21 protein-coding genes are annotated in these 14,094 nt (G+C 36.9%); 1 reads left to right on the top strand and 20 read right to left on the bottom strand.

The annotated features are described in order from the left end of the window. The first annotated feature begins 121 nt into the window (after nucleotides 1–121). Nucleotides 122–1,045, top strand: a complete 924-nt coding sequence (locus Q1W14_RS09185; RefSeq protein ID WP_300700968.1) for a DUF4365 domain-containing protein — start codon at nucleotides 122–124, stop codon at nucleotides 1,043–1,045. Nucleotides 1,046–1,783: 738 nt separating this feature from the next. On the opposite strand, the gene Q1W14_RS09180 is transcribed toward Q1W14_RS09185, so the two are convergent. From Q1W14_RS09180 to Q1W14_RS09085, 20 genes are all read right to left on the bottom strand, one after another. After that, entirely contained in the window at nucleotides 1,784–2,632 is an 849-nt protein-coding gene (locus Q1W14_RS09180; protein ID WP_300700966.1) for a hypothetical protein, read from the bottom strand. Nucleotides 2,633–2,639: 7 nt separating this feature from the next. After that, nucleotides 2,640–3,110: a hypothetical protein gene (locus Q1W14_RS09175; RefSeq protein ID WP_300700965.1), complete on the bottom strand. Its 471-nt coding sequence runs from the start codon at nucleotides 3,108–3,110 to the stop codon at nucleotides 2,640–2,642. Nucleotides 3,111–3,112: 2 nt separating this feature from the next. Beyond that, a complete protein-coding gene (locus Q1W14_RS09170; protein ID WP_300700964.1) occupies nucleotides 3,113–3,901 on the bottom strand; it encodes a DUF3560 domain-containing protein in 789 nt (262 codons plus the stop codon). A gap of 45 nt (nucleotides 3,902–3,946) precedes the next feature. Next, a complete protein-coding gene (locus Q1W14_RS09165; RefSeq protein WP_300700962.1) occupies nucleotides 3,947–4,519 on the bottom strand; it encodes a hypothetical protein in 573 nt (190 codons plus the stop codon). Between the two features lie 112 nt (nucleotides 4,520–4,631). Further along, nucleotides 4,632–5,384: a hypothetical protein gene (locus Q1W14_RS09160; protein ID WP_300700960.1), complete on the bottom strand. Its 753-nt coding sequence runs from the start codon at nucleotides 5,382–5,384 to the stop codon at nucleotides 4,632–4,634. Beyond that, complete coding sequence (locus Q1W14_RS09155) at nucleotides 5,353–6,006, bottom strand: ParB N-terminal domain-containing protein (RefSeq protein WP_300700958.1); 654 nt, start codon at nucleotides 6,004–6,006, stop codon at nucleotides 5,353–5,355. The genes Q1W14_RS09160 and Q1W14_RS09155 overlap by 32 nt, the downstream gene beginning before the upstream one ends. 58 nt (nucleotides 6,007–6,064) lie before the next feature. Next, nucleotides 6,065–6,355, bottom strand: a complete 291-nt coding sequence (locus tag Q1W14_RS09150; RefSeq protein ID WP_300700956.1) for a hypothetical protein — start codon at nucleotides 6,353–6,355, stop codon at nucleotides 6,065–6,067. Nucleotides 6,356–6,466: 111 nt separating this feature from the next. Next, nucleotides 6,467–6,694 (bottom strand): hypothetical protein, encoded by a 228-nt coding sequence (locus Q1W14_RS09145; protein ID WP_300700954.1) that lies wholly within the window; start codon nucleotides 6,692–6,694, stop codon nucleotides 6,467–6,469. Between the two features lie 281 nt (nucleotides 6,695–6,975). After that, a complete protein-coding gene (locus Q1W14_RS09140) occupies nucleotides 6,976–7,215 on the bottom strand; it encodes a hypothetical protein (RefSeq protein ID WP_300700952.1) in 240 nt (79 codons plus the stop codon). A 44-nt stretch (nucleotides 7,216–7,259) separates the two neighbouring features. Beyond that, nucleotides 7,260–7,517, bottom strand: coding sequence for a hypothetical protein (locus tag Q1W14_RS09135; RefSeq protein ID WP_300700950.1), 258 nt, complete (start codon nucleotides 7,515–7,517; stop codon nucleotides 7,260–7,262). Between the two features lie 17 nt (nucleotides 7,518–7,534). Then, a complete protein-coding gene (locus Q1W14_RS09130; RefSeq protein ID WP_300700948.1) occupies nucleotides 7,535–8,209 on the bottom strand; it encodes an NUMOD4 domain-containing protein in 675 nt (224 codons plus the stop codon). An 8-nt stretch (nucleotides 8,210–8,217) separates the two neighbouring features. Further along, complete coding sequence (locus Q1W14_RS09125) at nucleotides 8,218–8,505, bottom strand: hypothetical protein (RefSeq protein WP_300700946.1); 288 nt, start codon at nucleotides 8,503–8,505, stop codon at nucleotides 8,218–8,220. A gap of 13 nt (nucleotides 8,506–8,518) precedes the next feature. Further along, nucleotides 8,519–8,953 carry a hypothetical protein gene (locus Q1W14_RS09120; protein WP_300700944.1) on the bottom strand — a complete coding sequence of 145 codons (435 nt, stop codon included), beginning with the start codon at nucleotides 8,951–8,953 and terminating at the stop codon, nucleotides 8,519–8,521. Beyond that, the gene (locus Q1W14_RS09115; RefSeq protein WP_300700943.1) at nucleotides 8,946–9,713 is read right to left on the bottom strand and encodes an HNH endonuclease signature motif containing protein; all 768 of its coding nucleotides are present in this window, start codon (nucleotides 9,711–9,713) and stop codon (nucleotides 8,946–8,948) included. Before Q1W14_RS09115 ends, Q1W14_RS09120 begins: the two co-directional genes overlap by 8 nt. 26 nt (nucleotides 9,714–9,739) lie before the next feature. Next, nucleotides 9,740–11,452, bottom strand: a complete 1,713-nt coding sequence (locus Q1W14_RS09110; RefSeq protein WP_300700942.1) for a ParB N-terminal domain-containing protein — start codon at nucleotides 11,450–11,452, stop codon at nucleotides 9,740–9,742. Between the two features lie 102 nt (nucleotides 11,453–11,554). Continuing rightward, entirely contained in the window at nucleotides 11,555–11,743 is a 189-nt protein-coding gene (locus Q1W14_RS09105) for a hypothetical protein (protein WP_300700941.1), read from the bottom strand. Between the two features lie 9 nt (nucleotides 11,744–11,752). Beyond that, a complete protein-coding gene (locus tag Q1W14_RS09100) occupies nucleotides 11,753–12,409 on the bottom strand; it encodes a DUF6291 domain-containing protein (RefSeq protein WP_300700940.1) in 657 nt (218 codons plus the stop codon). Nucleotides 12,410–12,425: 16 nt separating this feature from the next. Then, nucleotides 12,426–12,830: a VRR-NUC domain-containing protein gene (locus tag Q1W14_RS09095; protein WP_300700938.1), complete on the bottom strand. Its 405-nt coding sequence runs from the start codon at nucleotides 12,828–12,830 to the stop codon at nucleotides 12,426–12,428. After that, a complete protein-coding gene (locus tag Q1W14_RS09090; protein ID WP_300701041.1) occupies nucleotides 12,827–13,495 on the bottom strand; it encodes a DUF4494 domain-containing protein in 669 nt (222 codons plus the stop codon). Before Q1W14_RS09090 ends, Q1W14_RS09095 begins: the two co-directional genes overlap by 4 nt. Nucleotides 13,496–13,662: 167 nt before the next feature. Continuing rightward, nucleotides 13,663–14,094 carry a DUF1367 family protein gene (locus tag Q1W14_RS09085; protein WP_300700936.1) on the bottom strand — a complete coding sequence of 144 codons (432 nt, stop codon included), beginning with the start codon at nucleotides 14,092–14,094 and terminating at the stop codon, nucleotides 13,663–13,665.

Genomic DNA, 14,094 nt, shown 5'->3' with positions numbered 1-14,094 from the left:
TAATTTCACACTACTATCAACGGATCTTAGTGAAATTTCGTTTCGGCTAAATAATAATTAGGGAAAAACTATTAACTTTGTATATATAAAGTGTATGTTCGATAAAATAATGAATAATAACATGGATACAAATGATACAGATGTTGCAGGAGTTGCCTATATTCAATACTTTCTTAGTAAAGAATTTGGATGGACTTTACGAAATCGATACCCAGTGGATTGTGGTATTGATGCTGACGTTGAAATCAAAACAAATAGGAAATATACAGGTAAGCATATTGCCCTACAAATAAAGTCAGGTAAAAGCTACCAAAAAATTAAGACAAACAACAAGATTACTTTTTTAATAGACGATTGGCATTTCAGATACTGGATGACTTCGGACAGACCTGTACTACTGTTATTTATTGATCCTGATGATAAACAAATAATTTGGGAGCAAGTAAAACAGACAAGTATAATCAATACCAAGAAAAATAGAAAGATAGAAATTTATCCAAATAAAATTTTAACCAATGAGATAAAAAATGAGTTAGAAGACATTGTGACAAACTATGTACCTGCAATTCTTTTAGATTATGATCAATCAAATTTGTCTTATGAAGAATCTATTCTTTGTTTTAGAGAAGCAAATCGCTCAGCTAAAGATGTTAATAGATGTTTTAGCCAGTTTAGGGAGGAATTACAAACACAAATTAAAAAACCTAATCCAATTACTCTATCAAGAGTTTTATACACATCTCAAAAAAGGCTTATTTCTGCATCAAAGTTATTCATAGAAAACTATTTTATTGCATGTCATTACTTCATAAAACTGCTCTCAATTAGCCCCGTAATGCCAATGAATGAGACCTTAGATACAAATATAGAAATAATGGAACAAAACATACTTGTATGGAAAACAAATATCAATGAGTTAAAAAGATTCAACCATCCCAACTTTCCAGAAGAAGTAAAAAGAGCTGGAAATAGTTTTATTGAATCTATCGAAAATTACATATATGAATTAGAATCAATCAAATCTTTTCTATTGACATTGAAATAACATGAAATATATCTACAATAAGAATAAGTTTGATTCAAATTTACTTCAATGAGCTGGCGCAACGCTATTTCCAATCAAACCTCGTAGTACGATGTCCCAACTACATCACTGAATACAACTGAGCCCAGAACATAAGGTTAGTTTAGTGAATTTATTATCATCTGAGGCATAGAGTACTCACACCATTGTCGAATGAGACGATTGTGAAATGGCTGAAGAATAAGGAAATAAAAAAATAGAAGATAACGAAATTAAAAGCAGCTATATTGTCATCGTGTAGTGGCATTCTATATATCTTTGCCCCATGTTTCATTTAACACTAAAAAATATCATACTTACATTTATAAATATGGCAAAAAGGTTACTATTTCCTTCCAAAGAAGTTGTACTAATTTTAATCATCATATCCCCACTATCACTATTCATCATATATTTTAGCTGGTTAAAGTTAAGTGATAAAGCAGTCGCATTCGATGTAATAAATGCTGTATACTCAGTATACTTTGCACTTATAGCAACTTTTTTTGCACACAATTCCTATAAGCGAGAAAATGGAGAGAAATAGGAAAATAGAAGAAAGTACGAAAACGGAACTCTTAAAAGAATTAATTTTTGTTGTTAAAGAATCCGTACTAATCAAATAGTATCCCCAAGAAAAGGATAAACAGGAAACACAAGAAGATATGACAATAAAGCTACTGATGAAACAACAACAACAGCTTTATTCTTTAATATCAATTAGTCTGTACAAAACCCTGCTTGACATCCAGAGCTAGTTCCAAAGCAAAAATCGGTTTGGATTGGTAACTGTTCGATCTGTCGCAAGGAATATTTATCTTTAAACGTATGCCCGTTCATATCCTCCATTATTGTTGCCCACCACATAACCGGGTTTGAAGTCTCAAAGTTTTTCCGTAGTTGTGCTTCCGGTTTCCAAAAGCAATTAAGGCAGTTAGAGTCTAGTGGAAAATCAATATCCTTGTCTTCCCAATATTGTTTGATTTGGTAATGGGTTATCTTATTATCTATGAGTGGAAATTCACCAATCCTCCATTCGATTTCCTTCCACCGATTCACCCAGCGCACTGATTTTTCTCTCCATTCGCATTTATAAGCATACTTGAATATATTATTTAAACGCTCTGCACGCTCTAGCTCATCATATCTATATCCTATCCTCATTTTAACAGGAAGTTCGTGATACTTAAAAAGAAATTCAAATATAGGTTGCATTTTGAGTACCGATGTACAAATCCGTTTTGTCCGATTGGGAATGCAATGGAATGTTTTTATCATTTGTTCCCATCCCATCCCACGTACCCAAATAATCTCCCGACCAATTTTCTGTTCAAGGTCAAACATTACTTTCAGTATTTTGGGATCTTCTGACGTGGCTACGAATTCAGGCATATGGTTGCAATATTTCTGCAATTTATCATTTGCCATTTGTATCAATTTCCTATCTAAATCTCTGCCTGCATTATGGCAGTCAATACAGCAAAGAGCGAAGACCTCAATGTCAGCAGGATAATGAATTGCAATATATGAAGAAGTCTTTCCACCTGATAGACTATTTACTGTTTTCATGATTCATTTATTCCAATTTAGCTGCTTTTACATACTTTATGATAACCCTAGCTATAATCTCCGAATTTTCCTCAAGAATCCATTCTTTGGCAACATTCCACCCTATACTCTTAGAAGGTTTGAAATTATCCAGCCTGATTGAGTGGTGGGATAGACGCCCCTCAGTAGGCTTAAGTCCTTCATCATGCAATACACAAAGTCCATTTTCAAAAAAGGCACAAAACTCATTACCGGCAACAGGTTGAATCATAGGAATAATATCTGTAGTAACTCCTAAATAAATGCCGGCAGCCCACTGGGTTAAAGCCAATCTGTCTGCATAACCAGCATCTATTAACTTTTCAATATCCTCAGGAGTGCCGAGACATGGAGTATGACACTGCTGTTTGCAAAGATTGCATTTACATTGTATAGGTTTACGCCCCGTTTTCCTCATTATCCTTTGTAATGAGGTTTCTTTTATCAATAATTCGCCCATGACTATTCAGATTTAGTATTCAATAAAGCTTTTGCACAGTCTATCTGCCAGCATTTCAAGTATGATTGCCAACATCCGTTTGTTGGAGACCAACGAAAGCCGTTATGTTTTAAGTTTGACCGCATTTCTGCACTGGGTATAGAATTAAAGAATAGTTGCAAACGATTATCCTCTGTATTCTCTACCACTCGAACACCATTAATGGTATATTCCTTAGTTGCAGTAGCTTTCAGCTGCTTAGCACGCTCTAAACGTGTCTTAGCATCGTGAATACGGGCGTTGTTATTTGATAATGAGTAAGAAGGAAAACCAATACAGCCGGCATAATTGGGCTTCAAAAGTAATGGGGCTTTATCAGTTGAATAACCAAGTTCATGAAGTTGCTCTATTTTGGCAGCATCCGATAGCTTTGTATTACGGACAATCTTGTTTGCAGCTTTCATCATAAGTTGAGCTTTCTCCAAACTATTAATCTTTTCCTGTAAACGATCTACAGCATCATCATCTTCTAAATAGATATTATCGTTATTTTCGGCAGCTTCTGCTTTACGCTCATAGTATTCTGCTTTCTTACTAAGTTTCACTGATTTACCCATAGTGTTCCAAGAACGTACTAATAGATTACGGTGTCCTCTCTCTGAATGATGCCCCACAAGTATAGGTTGCCCAAATGGTATATTTTCAACCATTTTGTGACTCTGATTATAGGCATCCGTTGATTGCTGATTTGCCTTATATGCAAGTCCTCTACATCTTTCAGCTCTAGCTGCTTGCTTTTCCTTTCTGTTCATAATTCACTTTTTTATTGGTTTGACTTTTATAGAAAACCCACAGCCTCATGCTGTGGGTTCATCATTAAATAATTTCGGTTGATCGGCAGGAACCAAATCATCAAATAATCCAGGAACTCGTGGCTTCAACGCCTCAAATTCATTCCTGAAGAATTCCTCTTTGGTCCGTCCTTGCTTTTTCCCTTTTCGAGTATGTACATCAAATGTGTAAGCAGGAATAGGAATCGGATTTCTCCTAACATCTTCAATCCACTTTTCTATATCAACACACTTTCTGTCATAAACAAGATTTTGTAAGTGATCAGCATCCCGGCACTTGTCACATTCACACAAGAGGATAACTGCTTTACTTACGAATATGCGCCCTTTAGGTTCATCTACCTTCTTATTTACAAGTTCATGCCCTTGCCATAAGGCTTCTATCTCTTTGGTCAGTACACCATGGCAATCTTCGGCACTAATGGTATAGAGGCGTTTCCACACATAATCACGATATCCACTGGTCCACAATTCCAATGCAAAAAAACCGGCTACTGCAACATCTGCTCTACGAATAGCCTTTTGCATGGCAGAAGAAACCTCAAAAAAATCATAGCCTCCAACAGTTCTAATTATCATAAATCAAATTTTTAAATGATTATCTCTTAATTGATTACATCAGTAAAGTTATCATAAAATGACAAGTTTAGCAAACAGAAACTTCGCCATTTTAACGCCATTTTCAAGCTATTCAGAATTTGAATTTACAGGTGATATTATACTGAACTAGCTGTTTGGTTTTATCCTTACCGTTATTGGTTGCACTCTTTAACTGAATGCTGTCACCGAAGCTTTTTTTTATGAAAAGAATAGAGCGTCGTTCCTCTTCTTGGTTACGGATGGAAGCCAAACCGCCAGCATTAACAAAAGTATTCTTCTGCTCAAAATTATAGCGTAGGTCCGTCAATATCCGGCGCTCCTTATACTTCATATAGCAACTTATCCAAAAATCCTCCTTAAGCCTTATTTCCTCGTTCCACCAAGTATTTTTGTTGTAGATAACACCATACGAACAACCGGTTATCATTTTGGAAAGAGAAAGAAAGCCAGTCTCATCATACATCACAGGAGATATCCGAGAAGTAAAACCAAATAGATGAATATCCATAAGAGTAGCCATTTCATATAGCGACTGGATAATGTGGGTTATCTTTTCCCTATCCTTCACCCGGCATGGTTCACCCTTAACTGCATAGATGGCTTTACAGGCATGCACATCATCATCGAGCATGAATAACTCACCAAAATGCTTCGCCATCCAATTACGCTTAGGAATAAGCCCTATCACATCATCAGGATGGGTAACTATTTCACAATCCGGATTGAATTGCTGGTAAACGTCTGCTTGGCTCTCAGCCACGCAAATAATCGGGTCAATTACCAACTTCTTAGCAAACACCCGATCGTGTCTCTTATGACTTGGTATTACGATTTTGCAGGGCATGGCGAACATCTTTGATATCAATTACATTTGATTTGCTTATATTCCCGGTCTTATAGGATTTCATGCGCTGCATATCCAATGTTTCACGGAGCCAATTACTATCGACCTCGTTACTAGAAATGATAATGAACAACTCATGCTTCTCATCATATTTTGGAATGAGAGGATAAATCGCATTGTCGTCTGTAATTCCATCGAACCTGTCTTTAAACTCATCAACTTCCTTTTCAGGAGCGAATTCTATGCCCCAATCCTGTAACTCATTCCTGTCCCACTCACTTTGCATAACATCCATATCGTTCTCACCGAAATTAACGTTATCCTTAGTAGCGTACTCTCTAAGTTTCTTTACAGATGTTTCAGGAGGAAGGACTTTACAAGGCACCTCTTTATATCCGAGCTCCTTGCAGGCCCGTAACCGAAGATTTCCACAGACGACTATGAACCTGCCATCATGGGGAAATATAATTAATTCGCGAAGCTCAAGCATTTCCGGACAATCAGATATACTTCTCTTCATCGCTTCATAGCGGTAATCTCTAAAAAAACGTGGGTTTTTTGGAAGCCCAGCGAGTTGCCCCTTGTTGAAATCCAAGAGGCTAATGGAAATTGTTTCTATCATACACTAACTATTTATTCAACATCACTAAATCAACAACACTTATAGTCAGCAACAATACCTAATCACATTTATCATCAAGCTTCATCTTATCTTTGATAAGCAGCTCAATGTTCTTGCAACCAAATCTCTTAAGATAGGCAACAAGGTATATTATCATTTCGGCTGCCAGTTCCTCATCATCAGAATGTTTTGGTAAACTATCAGTCCGGCTTTGTAACGAAGCATCAAACTTCCTCCAAACAGCTTCGACCCTCAGACTAAACGCTTTTTTAGAACTATATTCATTCATTTTAAAGCGATTCATCATAATGTCAAGGCATTTCTGAGCAAGCCTATTCAATGTTATCATAAATTGATTGGTTATTTGGTTAGACTATGTATAATCTCATTCAAATTTCACAGGAGGAAACCTGATATGAACATCCTGATATTTTTCATCCATATTTTCTTGATTTGAGGATTATTTAACAGCTTCGGCGGCTTGCTGGTACACATCCCACTTAATGCCTCTATCGGCACGCATCTTATTTGCATCTTCCCGGTTGCTATAATTGAGTAGCCAAGTATTTCTTCCCTCATGATTTTCGGGAAGCTGACGTATTAAATCTTCCGCAAAATTCAATCTGTCATATCCACTCTGTTTTTCCGCACCAGTTAGGTGTATTACTTTCATTCCATGATTTTCCATAATGTTCCTTTCTTTCTTGTTTTGATTAAAATTTCTCTGGATGTTCTATCACATTTGTTATTTGAATTGCATTTCTGAAAATCCAACCATGATGACAACGGTCACATTTCCCTTCTAACCTAACTATTCTCCCAAATTCGTTATAAGAAGAATCTTTATGAATATATCCGGCTGATTGACTAAAACTTGTAGATGCTTCACATATTTCCGTTAGATGAAGATTTGTACTGCCACATTTAGGGCATTTTGCTTTACTTTTAAAGATGTTCATTTCTTATTAGTTATTCGTTAATAGCTTCTCTTAATCTTCTTGTTAATGAGCTTTCAGTAATTACTTTCATCCCATCTAACCCAGTGGAATTAGTAAGGATGTTATAACACTCCCTAAGCAATCCTTTGGAATATAGTTTCCCACATTCATAGCCTTCCGCCTTTGTAAGTTCTAATAGCTTATCAAGGTCTTCCATCTCCCAATCCTCGTTATCAAGGATTTTTTCATATAGCTTTTCTACTTCATCCATTTTAATCCTTCTATTTAATTTGGATTATTTTAGTTAGTTATTAATTAAATTTGGCTCATAGTATCAGCGAACTCTTTCTCAAAGTCAAGTGATTCACCGGAAACATTTGCGAGTGTAGCTCTAAGCATGAAATTACGAAAGGCTGTTTGACACTTCTCTTTTGTTTCCTGCTTTATCATTTCGGCGGCTTCTAAAGCATGTTTTTGGGAAATAACATTAATATACTCGTAGTAACCACCCGCTACGTCTGTGCGCTCTGCAATATATTGCTGCGCTGCTTCTGATATTGTTATGTTACTCATATTAAATCAGTATTACGTTAATCAATTCCTCTAAAGTAATCCATACCATCATAACTCATTACTTTCTTTTTTTCAGCTCTTATAGTCCCAAAGTACGTTCCAATAATGCGTTTTATATATCCTTCTAAAAAAGTAATTCTTCCTTTCTTACTCTTTATTCGAATGATACACTCTGCAAGAACATAACTCCAAGCTTCTTCAGCTGTATCTTTATTAAAAGTAAACCGAGCTTTCTGCATATATTCCAGTGCAAACTGCTTGTATGAAACAATCTCATTTATAACCTCTGACCATTCATCTGTCTCATACGCCAGTAATATTGATTCGGAAAAACGAATCACATTACGATAATGCAGTTCGACATCCTCAGAATTAATTGCTACTTCCCGGTGCATCTTGTCGAGCTGAATTTTAATATACTCATCTTTTGTGTATATTTTAAATTCCATTTTAACAGTGTCATACTGTATCACAAGATTTTTCAGAAGACAAGGGTCTATTTTTTGTTGTGCACCATAAAGGAGGTGATTGATACTCATTCTATATGTCTTCATTTCTCTTCGCATAACTACTACACCAAAAACCTGTTCCTTTAGAAGGAGAGGCTGTTTATAACGAAGACTGCGCACTCTTCTCTTGTTACTAACCTCGTACCCTTTAAAAAAAGGTATTGGTTTCCATATTTCTTCCATAATTAAATTTATTTGAATAAAAGTTCAATTCTATTCCGGTGACTAATCTCTGTTTCTCCAGACTGGAGACGCTGTAATGCTTCTTGACAATCTTCATCTGTCTCAAACCCCATGCCAAAGACTAAATTTTCAGTACCACGTACTTCCTCCTGTAAATCGACAATAGTATATAATACAGTTTTTTGGGGATTAAACGGTTTAGTACATATCAAATACCTCGAATCACAAGCACGAATGGTATATGCGTTTCGTTCGCCTTCAAAATGGACTTTATCACCTACTTTATAATCAATCATATCTACTTAGCTATTATTTAACTTCAAGAGAATCCAAATACTTTCTATATTCCATCTCTGTTTTGGCAAGATTTATTAAAGTATTAACACCTTGGAATACCTGCTTGGCCTGATTTACCTTATCAGGACTCTCCTTCACATCCTTAATTTGTTGAAGTACCAAATCTCTCATATCATTCAATATTGTGGGATTCACAGATGATACCTTATTCAAACGTTCATTAGCCAATATTACAACTGTATTAGTAATAGAGCGGAAACGATTTAATTTTGATGCTAAATCAAACATACTAAATACGAGTGTCTTGCCATTATTCAGATATATTTCAACCTCTGTACCGTCATCACCAACACCATCACAATAGCCAAGGATAACAATCTCTTCATTTTGGTAAAGGAATGGCTTCTTAACCATTTCTTTCAATCTATCAATAGCGTTATCATTCATGTTCATTCTTTTTTGTTGCTTTTCTAATTTGCCTATTTAAGGCTCCTTTTAACTTAATAAGATATTGTACTTCTTCAGGGTACCTAGCATACATTGAATTTTCAGTTTTCAATTGTTGGGATCGGCTGATTAAGTATAAATTCTCAATACAGATATTCCGTCGGTTTCCATCTTTGAACTGAACGTTGTAGCCAGGAGGAATATTACCATTATGCTCAATCCAAAGCAACCGATGTTTCAATTCAAACACATTGGGTTCTGCTGTCTTCACCTCAAGATACCCATCTCTAGTTACACGCTCATAACCTACTGGTTTATGATTCTTTGGTAAATTTCCCTTTTTAAATCGTGTAGCCTTCGTTTTTTCAATCTGAGCATCTGACATATATTCTTGTTGCTTACGCCCCTTATTAGCCGGTTGATGCCCCTTATGAAAGAAACTCTTCGAAGCACACTTGAAGAGAAACTCCTTCGACTTAAATAGCCTTAGTTTAAATGCTCTGCCCGAAACGGCAGAGGAAGAACAATTAAGTATTCCGGCAATCTCTTCGTTCGTATGATTGGGGTACAATTCCTTAAGTTTATTAATTCTTTCCACGTTCCAAAACTCCGTTTTCGAGGAACGGCGTAGCCCCCGTACCTTAGCTTTTGCTCTAAGAGCAATTACCCCTTTTCCTAAGCGGATAGCAAGTTCTTTCAAATCGGCAGTCGGATATTCTGCATCAAGAATAGCGAGCTGTTCATCTGTCCATTTTTTCATATCTATACAATGAAAAGAGGAAACCTTTAGGCTTCCTCTGTGTAATCGTTTTCTAATTCTTTAAGCTTCTCATTTATTCTTTTCTGCTTCTTATCCAGTGAAGTTGCAATCTTCGTTCCAAGCTCCTTATAATCATCAGGATATTGCTCTGAAAAAATCAAATTCTGGCATTTCTGCAAATCCTTGTAGTACATCACATCAGCACTTGACAAGATATTGCGCATAAAGTCCCGGTGCCAGTGTACCCGATCAGCAGCATTATCACGAACATAAGCAACGAAATCAGATTCTTTACCATATTTACTCAGCTCACATAACTTCAAATAAGCATCTGTACAATTACGGAGAATCATTACATCAAAAGCCAATTGTTCATTTACGGAAAGCTCACCGGCACGTTTGAAATAAGTTTTCTCTTGTGCCCATTTTCTCATTTCCTCTGTGATTTTTTCAATCGCAATCTCTTTGTTCCGTGTTAACTGTGCTTTCAGTTTATCAGCTTCAACAATTTTTGGGTCGGCAACGGCTGCCGTACTGGATGCAGCGTCCCTCTTGACATTGTAATAGACAATCTGAAATGTAGGGATACTATATTCGAAGAACTTAATACATCTATAAACTTCGTTATTTGCGATTTTCTCTTTTAGTTGTTCCTCATTCGCCCAGCTCTTACCATTAAAACACTCATTCTCATTGACTATTCTCAATCCGAGAGCCTCTATTTTAGCCTTTATTTCAGAATAGGACACCTTTACTGAATCACTCACATAGGGCCCGGGGTTATTTTGGATAATGACTGTTTTTCCGAAGTCCAGTGCTTCATCAGCTTTTACGATGTCTGTGAGTTCTTGAATCTTTCTCAGTACATAGCCAACTCTTTTATTCAAGAAACATGAAGAATTTGTACACCTTGGGTTCTTTGTGTTGTTCATCTCGTAGAATAAACATCCATGATTAGCGGTGTTGTCCTGACATTCGGAACAAGCAATGAACTCACCGTTCGGCCAGTTATCATCATCTTTCCAAAGAGTACTGGTTAGGTTCTGAAACAACTGGTCTATAAGCTCTTTTACCTCGGAAGTGGAAATTCTTTCATCACTATCAAGGTCTTCAAGAAAACTCTTTTGTGTTTCTTCATCCAGTTTGGCAAGCATCATTGCTGCACCGATGGGAAGTATGTTATCCTTCAACTTCTTCTTGTACTCCGGTATAATACCATTCAGTTTCACTCGATCAAATACAAATCTCGTTGACTTACCAAACCGCAATGCGATATCTTCGATAGTATTCCCTTTGTCAAGCAATTGTGCAAAGGCGAAAGCTTCTTCGATGGGGTCAACGTCTTGGCGCTGCAAATTCTCAGTAATCATAGCGTCGAAAGCTTCATCATCTGTCATCTCTCTAACAATGCAGGATATCGTTTGATACTCTTCTGACTTTTTACGATGAGCTTTTATCTTAGCAACATTCGCTTCATCTTCTTTTGCTTTCAAAAGAGATGATGCACGGTAACGACGCTCACCGCAAACTATTTCATAAAAGCAGGGAATATTTGTCACTTCACCTGTTTCCAAATTAGTGACTTCTTCCACTTTAGACACTCTGACGGTAATAGGCTGCAATAACCCTTGTTTTTCAATGTTGCCAGCAAGTTCCTCGATAGCTGCCTGGTCGAATGTCTTTCTCGGATTCAAAGGTGATGGAGTTATCAAGTCCATCCTAATGTTTTGTATTTCCATAATTCAAATAATATTGGTTTGACTTTTAATTGATTACATCAGTAAAGTTATCGTTTAATGACAAGTTTTACAAACAGAAACTTCGCCATTTTAACGCCATTTTCATACAGGCTTTATCCGTATTTGGATATATTTTAGCTTCTCAGCCAATCGGAGATCGGGAAGATCTTCCTCTTTTATATCAGCAGTTGTTTCACCATTGACTGTCATTCCATCAGAAAGGTTAAACCGTTTACGAATTCGTGCAATCATATCCGGTTTCTTGGTTGTCCAATAGACTGTAACTTTCATAAATTCAACTTATGTTCCATGTAGTTCTTCTTTCATTTTGGCAATTATGTATCTTCCAGGAACTTTAATACGTGATTTGTCTGTTGTAGGCTTGTTTATACTATCAAAACATTGCTGAATATATTTCCAAACAGGGTTACCGATTGCTCCATAATTGCTCAGAGTTATTATCAGCTCCTGCTCCTTTTGGGAGATATTCAGCCGTTTGAGATTATCGCATAGTCCCATATAGTTGCGTGGAATACCATCTTTCTTTGATAAGGGAGAAGAAAGATAATTTCCTCCTCTTTCCCCCAATGGGGGTAAGGGGGAGGATAATTTATTATCCCCATTATCATAATCAAGATCAAGGTTATTTGGGTTACCAGAAAACCCAGTGGGTTTTGTTGGGTTATTTGGGTTTTCTTGGGTTTCTTTTCTCGGTCTACCACCCTTGTTTCCGTTATTACGGTTTCTCTCAACAACCCCAATGTATTTTTTTGTATCCTTGTCAATCCTTGTCTTTATAAAGTTGAAAGCGAGATTTGCCATAGGTTTCAACCCCTGAACACTTCCCGTTGTAGCATACTCTATAATGCTCTCGTAAATCTCCAGCCTGACATCATCAGGCAAATCCTTAATCGCCTCCATCCATTCTTTATAAAACACAAACGAATTACGCTCCATACATTAAATACCTTATTTAGCCTTTCAAATAACTATTCACCTCAGACATGAAATCATCTAATGAACGGCAGATAACATACTTGCTTCCTGCCGCTTCTATTTCTTTCTGCCACATAATCTGTGATTCTGATTGAGTACCTTCGGGAGTTTTCATCTCAATACACAAAGAAGCATAGTTGCCTTTGGGAATGAGGAGAATCAAATCAGATACACCTGCAAGTGCACCTTCTGCTTTCAATTTTGCACCGGTAGCTTTATCGCGGCGTCCGCCATTCGGCACAGCAAATAGCATATGTTTTAAATCAGGATGTACAACACGAAACCAGCAGATACAGGAACATTGAATTTGGTGTTCTATATCTGCTGGCTTCTTTCTTGACGGTTTCTGTTTTTCTAATTGTAGCCATTCATCGTACTTCATGGTTCTTTCCTTTTAATGGTTTTCTGATTGCCGGACTTCTTACTTTTCGGCACACTATCAGGATTAGCCGATTCTTTGGGAATAACCTTGGTATTCTTCCCGGTCTTATCAATAACCACAGCTTTACCAGCAACTACAACAGAAGTTTTGCAGCCTTCAGGAAGAGAAGATAAGAACTTGCCAACAACTGGAGAGTTGGCGGCTTCACTGATACAATCCTCAAATTCCTTTCTTTCGGCATAGGGATAAACATCCATGATAGCGGTTTCCGAAACAGAGCCTATCTGATAGTCAGCCATAGTGCCTTTCATACCTTCATCAAGCTTCTTCACTGCATCCCGGAGATCAGCAGCTTGTACTAATACATAAGTAGATGTTTTCTTCTCAGCGCCACTCTTTTCATCCAGTGTGATGAATACCAATTTACATTTGAACCAACGGTCGGCAGTTTCCTCTTCACTAGGGAATAACTCACTGTAATTTGCACGTTTGATGTCCGAAACGGTAAATTCACCGGTGATAAAAGGCATCATTTCCTCAATAATACGAGCCTCAGCTTCAGTGAAACTAAGAGCATCCACAAGATAAGGCTCAGTAACCTTCTTGTTCATTCCGTTTGGCATTGTTTTCTCATAACGGATTTTACACTCAAACCACGTGTGCATAGCCATAATGTTTCTGTATTTTTTTGTTCAACTTCTTATTCATCTTTTTGCACCGGCGACACAAATCTTGATCGGGAGATATTGCAGGTGCATACTTTTCAATAGTACTAGAGCATTGGCTTAACAAACGCTCAATAGCAAGAATATCAGTCTTGGAGATATCCATATTAGAAATTTAAAAACTTCTCAAACTCTTCCTCTTTAACATCACGTAGGAATACTGCGAAAAGTACTCTCTTCACAGCATCATAGAGTTCACGGAACTGGAATTCGTCCATCTCTTCAAACGACACTGATTTAGGTACATCTATCCACACTTTCAGTTTCATATTAAAGACCGTATCACAATGCCCGGCAGCAACTTCAACAGTTTTACGAAAGCATCTTACATCATTTTTAAAATGCTCACAAACAACTTCTTTCTGATACTCCCACGCCAAGTTTATCAACTTGAAATACTTACGATGAAAGTCCACATTACGGGGTTCTGAAATCTTAGCCTTATACATCTTTCCGAGCTTGAGTTTCTTCTTCTCATCGTAATCATTATCATAGCAAGGCTTTAGCCCTTCAATAGTATTCAATAGCAGGAGTTCCAT

Source organism: Bacteroides sp., from assembly GCF_030151085.1.
Lineage (GTDB): Bacteria > Bacteroidota > Bacteroidia > Bacteroidales > Bacteroidaceae > Bacteroides.
The sequence above is the reverse complement of the archived record's forward strand: the minus strand, read 5'-3'. Positions and strand labels throughout refer to the sequence as shown.

Excerpts from the sequence above, each read along its gene's own strand:
- Q1W14_RS09185 (WP_300700968.1), top strand. The coding sequence starts at position 122 with ATGGATACAAATGATACAGATGTTGCAGGAGTTGCCTATATTCAATAC.
- Q1W14_RS09180 (WP_300700966.1), bottom strand. The coding sequence starts at position 2,632 with ATGAAAACAGTAAATAGTCTATCAGGTGGAAAGACTTCTTCATATATT.
- Q1W14_RS09175 (WP_300700965.1), bottom strand. The coding sequence starts at position 3,110 with ATGGGCGAATTATTGATAAAAGAAACCTCATTACAAAGGATAATGAGG.
- Q1W14_RS09170 (WP_300700964.1), bottom strand. The coding sequence starts at position 3,901 with ATGAACAGAAAGGAAAAGCAAGCAGCTAGAGCTGAAAGATGTAGAGGA.
- Q1W14_RS09165 (WP_300700962.1), bottom strand. The coding sequence starts at position 4,519 with ATGATAATTAGAACTGTTGGAGGCTATGATTTTTTTGAGGTTTCTTCT.
- Q1W14_RS09160 (WP_300700960.1), bottom strand. The coding sequence starts at position 5,384 with ATGCCCTGCAAAATCGTAATACCAAGTCATAAGAGACACGATCGGGTG.
- Q1W14_RS09155 (WP_300700958.1), bottom strand. The coding sequence starts at position 6,006 with ATGATAGAAACAATTTCCATTAGCCTCTTGGATTTCAACAAGGGGCAA.
- Q1W14_RS09150 (WP_300700956.1), bottom strand. The coding sequence starts at position 6,355 with ATGATAACATTGAATAGGCTTGCTCAGAAATGCCTTGACATTATGATG.
- Q1W14_RS09145 (WP_300700954.1), bottom strand. The coding sequence starts at position 6,694 with ATGGAAAATCATGGAATGAAAGTAATACACCTAACTGGTGCGGAAAAA.
- Q1W14_RS09140 (WP_300700952.1), bottom strand. The coding sequence starts at position 7,215 with ATGGATGAAGTAGAAAAGCTATATGAAAAAATCCTTGATAACGAGGAT.
- Q1W14_RS09135 (WP_300700950.1), bottom strand. The coding sequence starts at position 7,517 with ATGAGTAACATAACAATATCAGAAGCAGCGCAGCAATATATTGCAGAG.
- Q1W14_RS09130 (WP_300700948.1), bottom strand. The coding sequence starts at position 8,209 with ATGGAAGAAATATGGAAACCAATACCTTTTTTTAAAGGGTACGAGGTT.
- Q1W14_RS09125 (WP_300700946.1), bottom strand. The coding sequence starts at position 8,505 with ATGATTGATTATAAAGTAGGTGATAAAGTCCATTTTGAAGGCGAACGA.
- Q1W14_RS09120 (WP_300700944.1), bottom strand. The coding sequence starts at position 8,953 with ATGAATGATAACGCTATTGATAGATTGAAAGAAATGGTTAAGAAGCCA.
- Q1W14_RS09115 (WP_300700943.1), bottom strand. The coding sequence starts at position 9,713 with ATGAAAAAATGGACAGATGAACAGCTCGCTATTCTTGATGCAGAATAT.
- Q1W14_RS09110 (WP_300700942.1), bottom strand. The coding sequence starts at position 11,452 with ATGGAAATACAAAACATTAGGATGGACTTGATAACTCCATCACCTTTG.
- Q1W14_RS09105 (WP_300700941.1), bottom strand. The coding sequence starts at position 11,743 with ATGAAAGTTACAGTCTATTGGACAACCAAGAAACCGGATATGATTGCA.
- Q1W14_RS09100 (WP_300700940.1), bottom strand. The coding sequence starts at position 12,409 with ATGGAGCGTAATTCGTTTGTGTTTTATAAAGAATGGATGGAGGCGATT.
- Q1W14_RS09095 (WP_300700938.1), bottom strand. The coding sequence starts at position 12,830 with ATGAAGTACGATGAATGGCTACAATTAGAAAAACAGAAACCGTCAAGA.
- Q1W14_RS09090 (WP_300701041.1), bottom strand. The coding sequence starts at position 13,495 with ATGCACACGTGGTTTGAGTGTAAAATCCGTTATGAGAAAACAATGCCA.
- Q1W14_RS09085 (WP_300700936.1), bottom strand. The coding sequence starts at position 14,094 with ATGGAACTCCTGCTATTGAATACTATTGAAGGGCTAAAGCCTTGCTAT.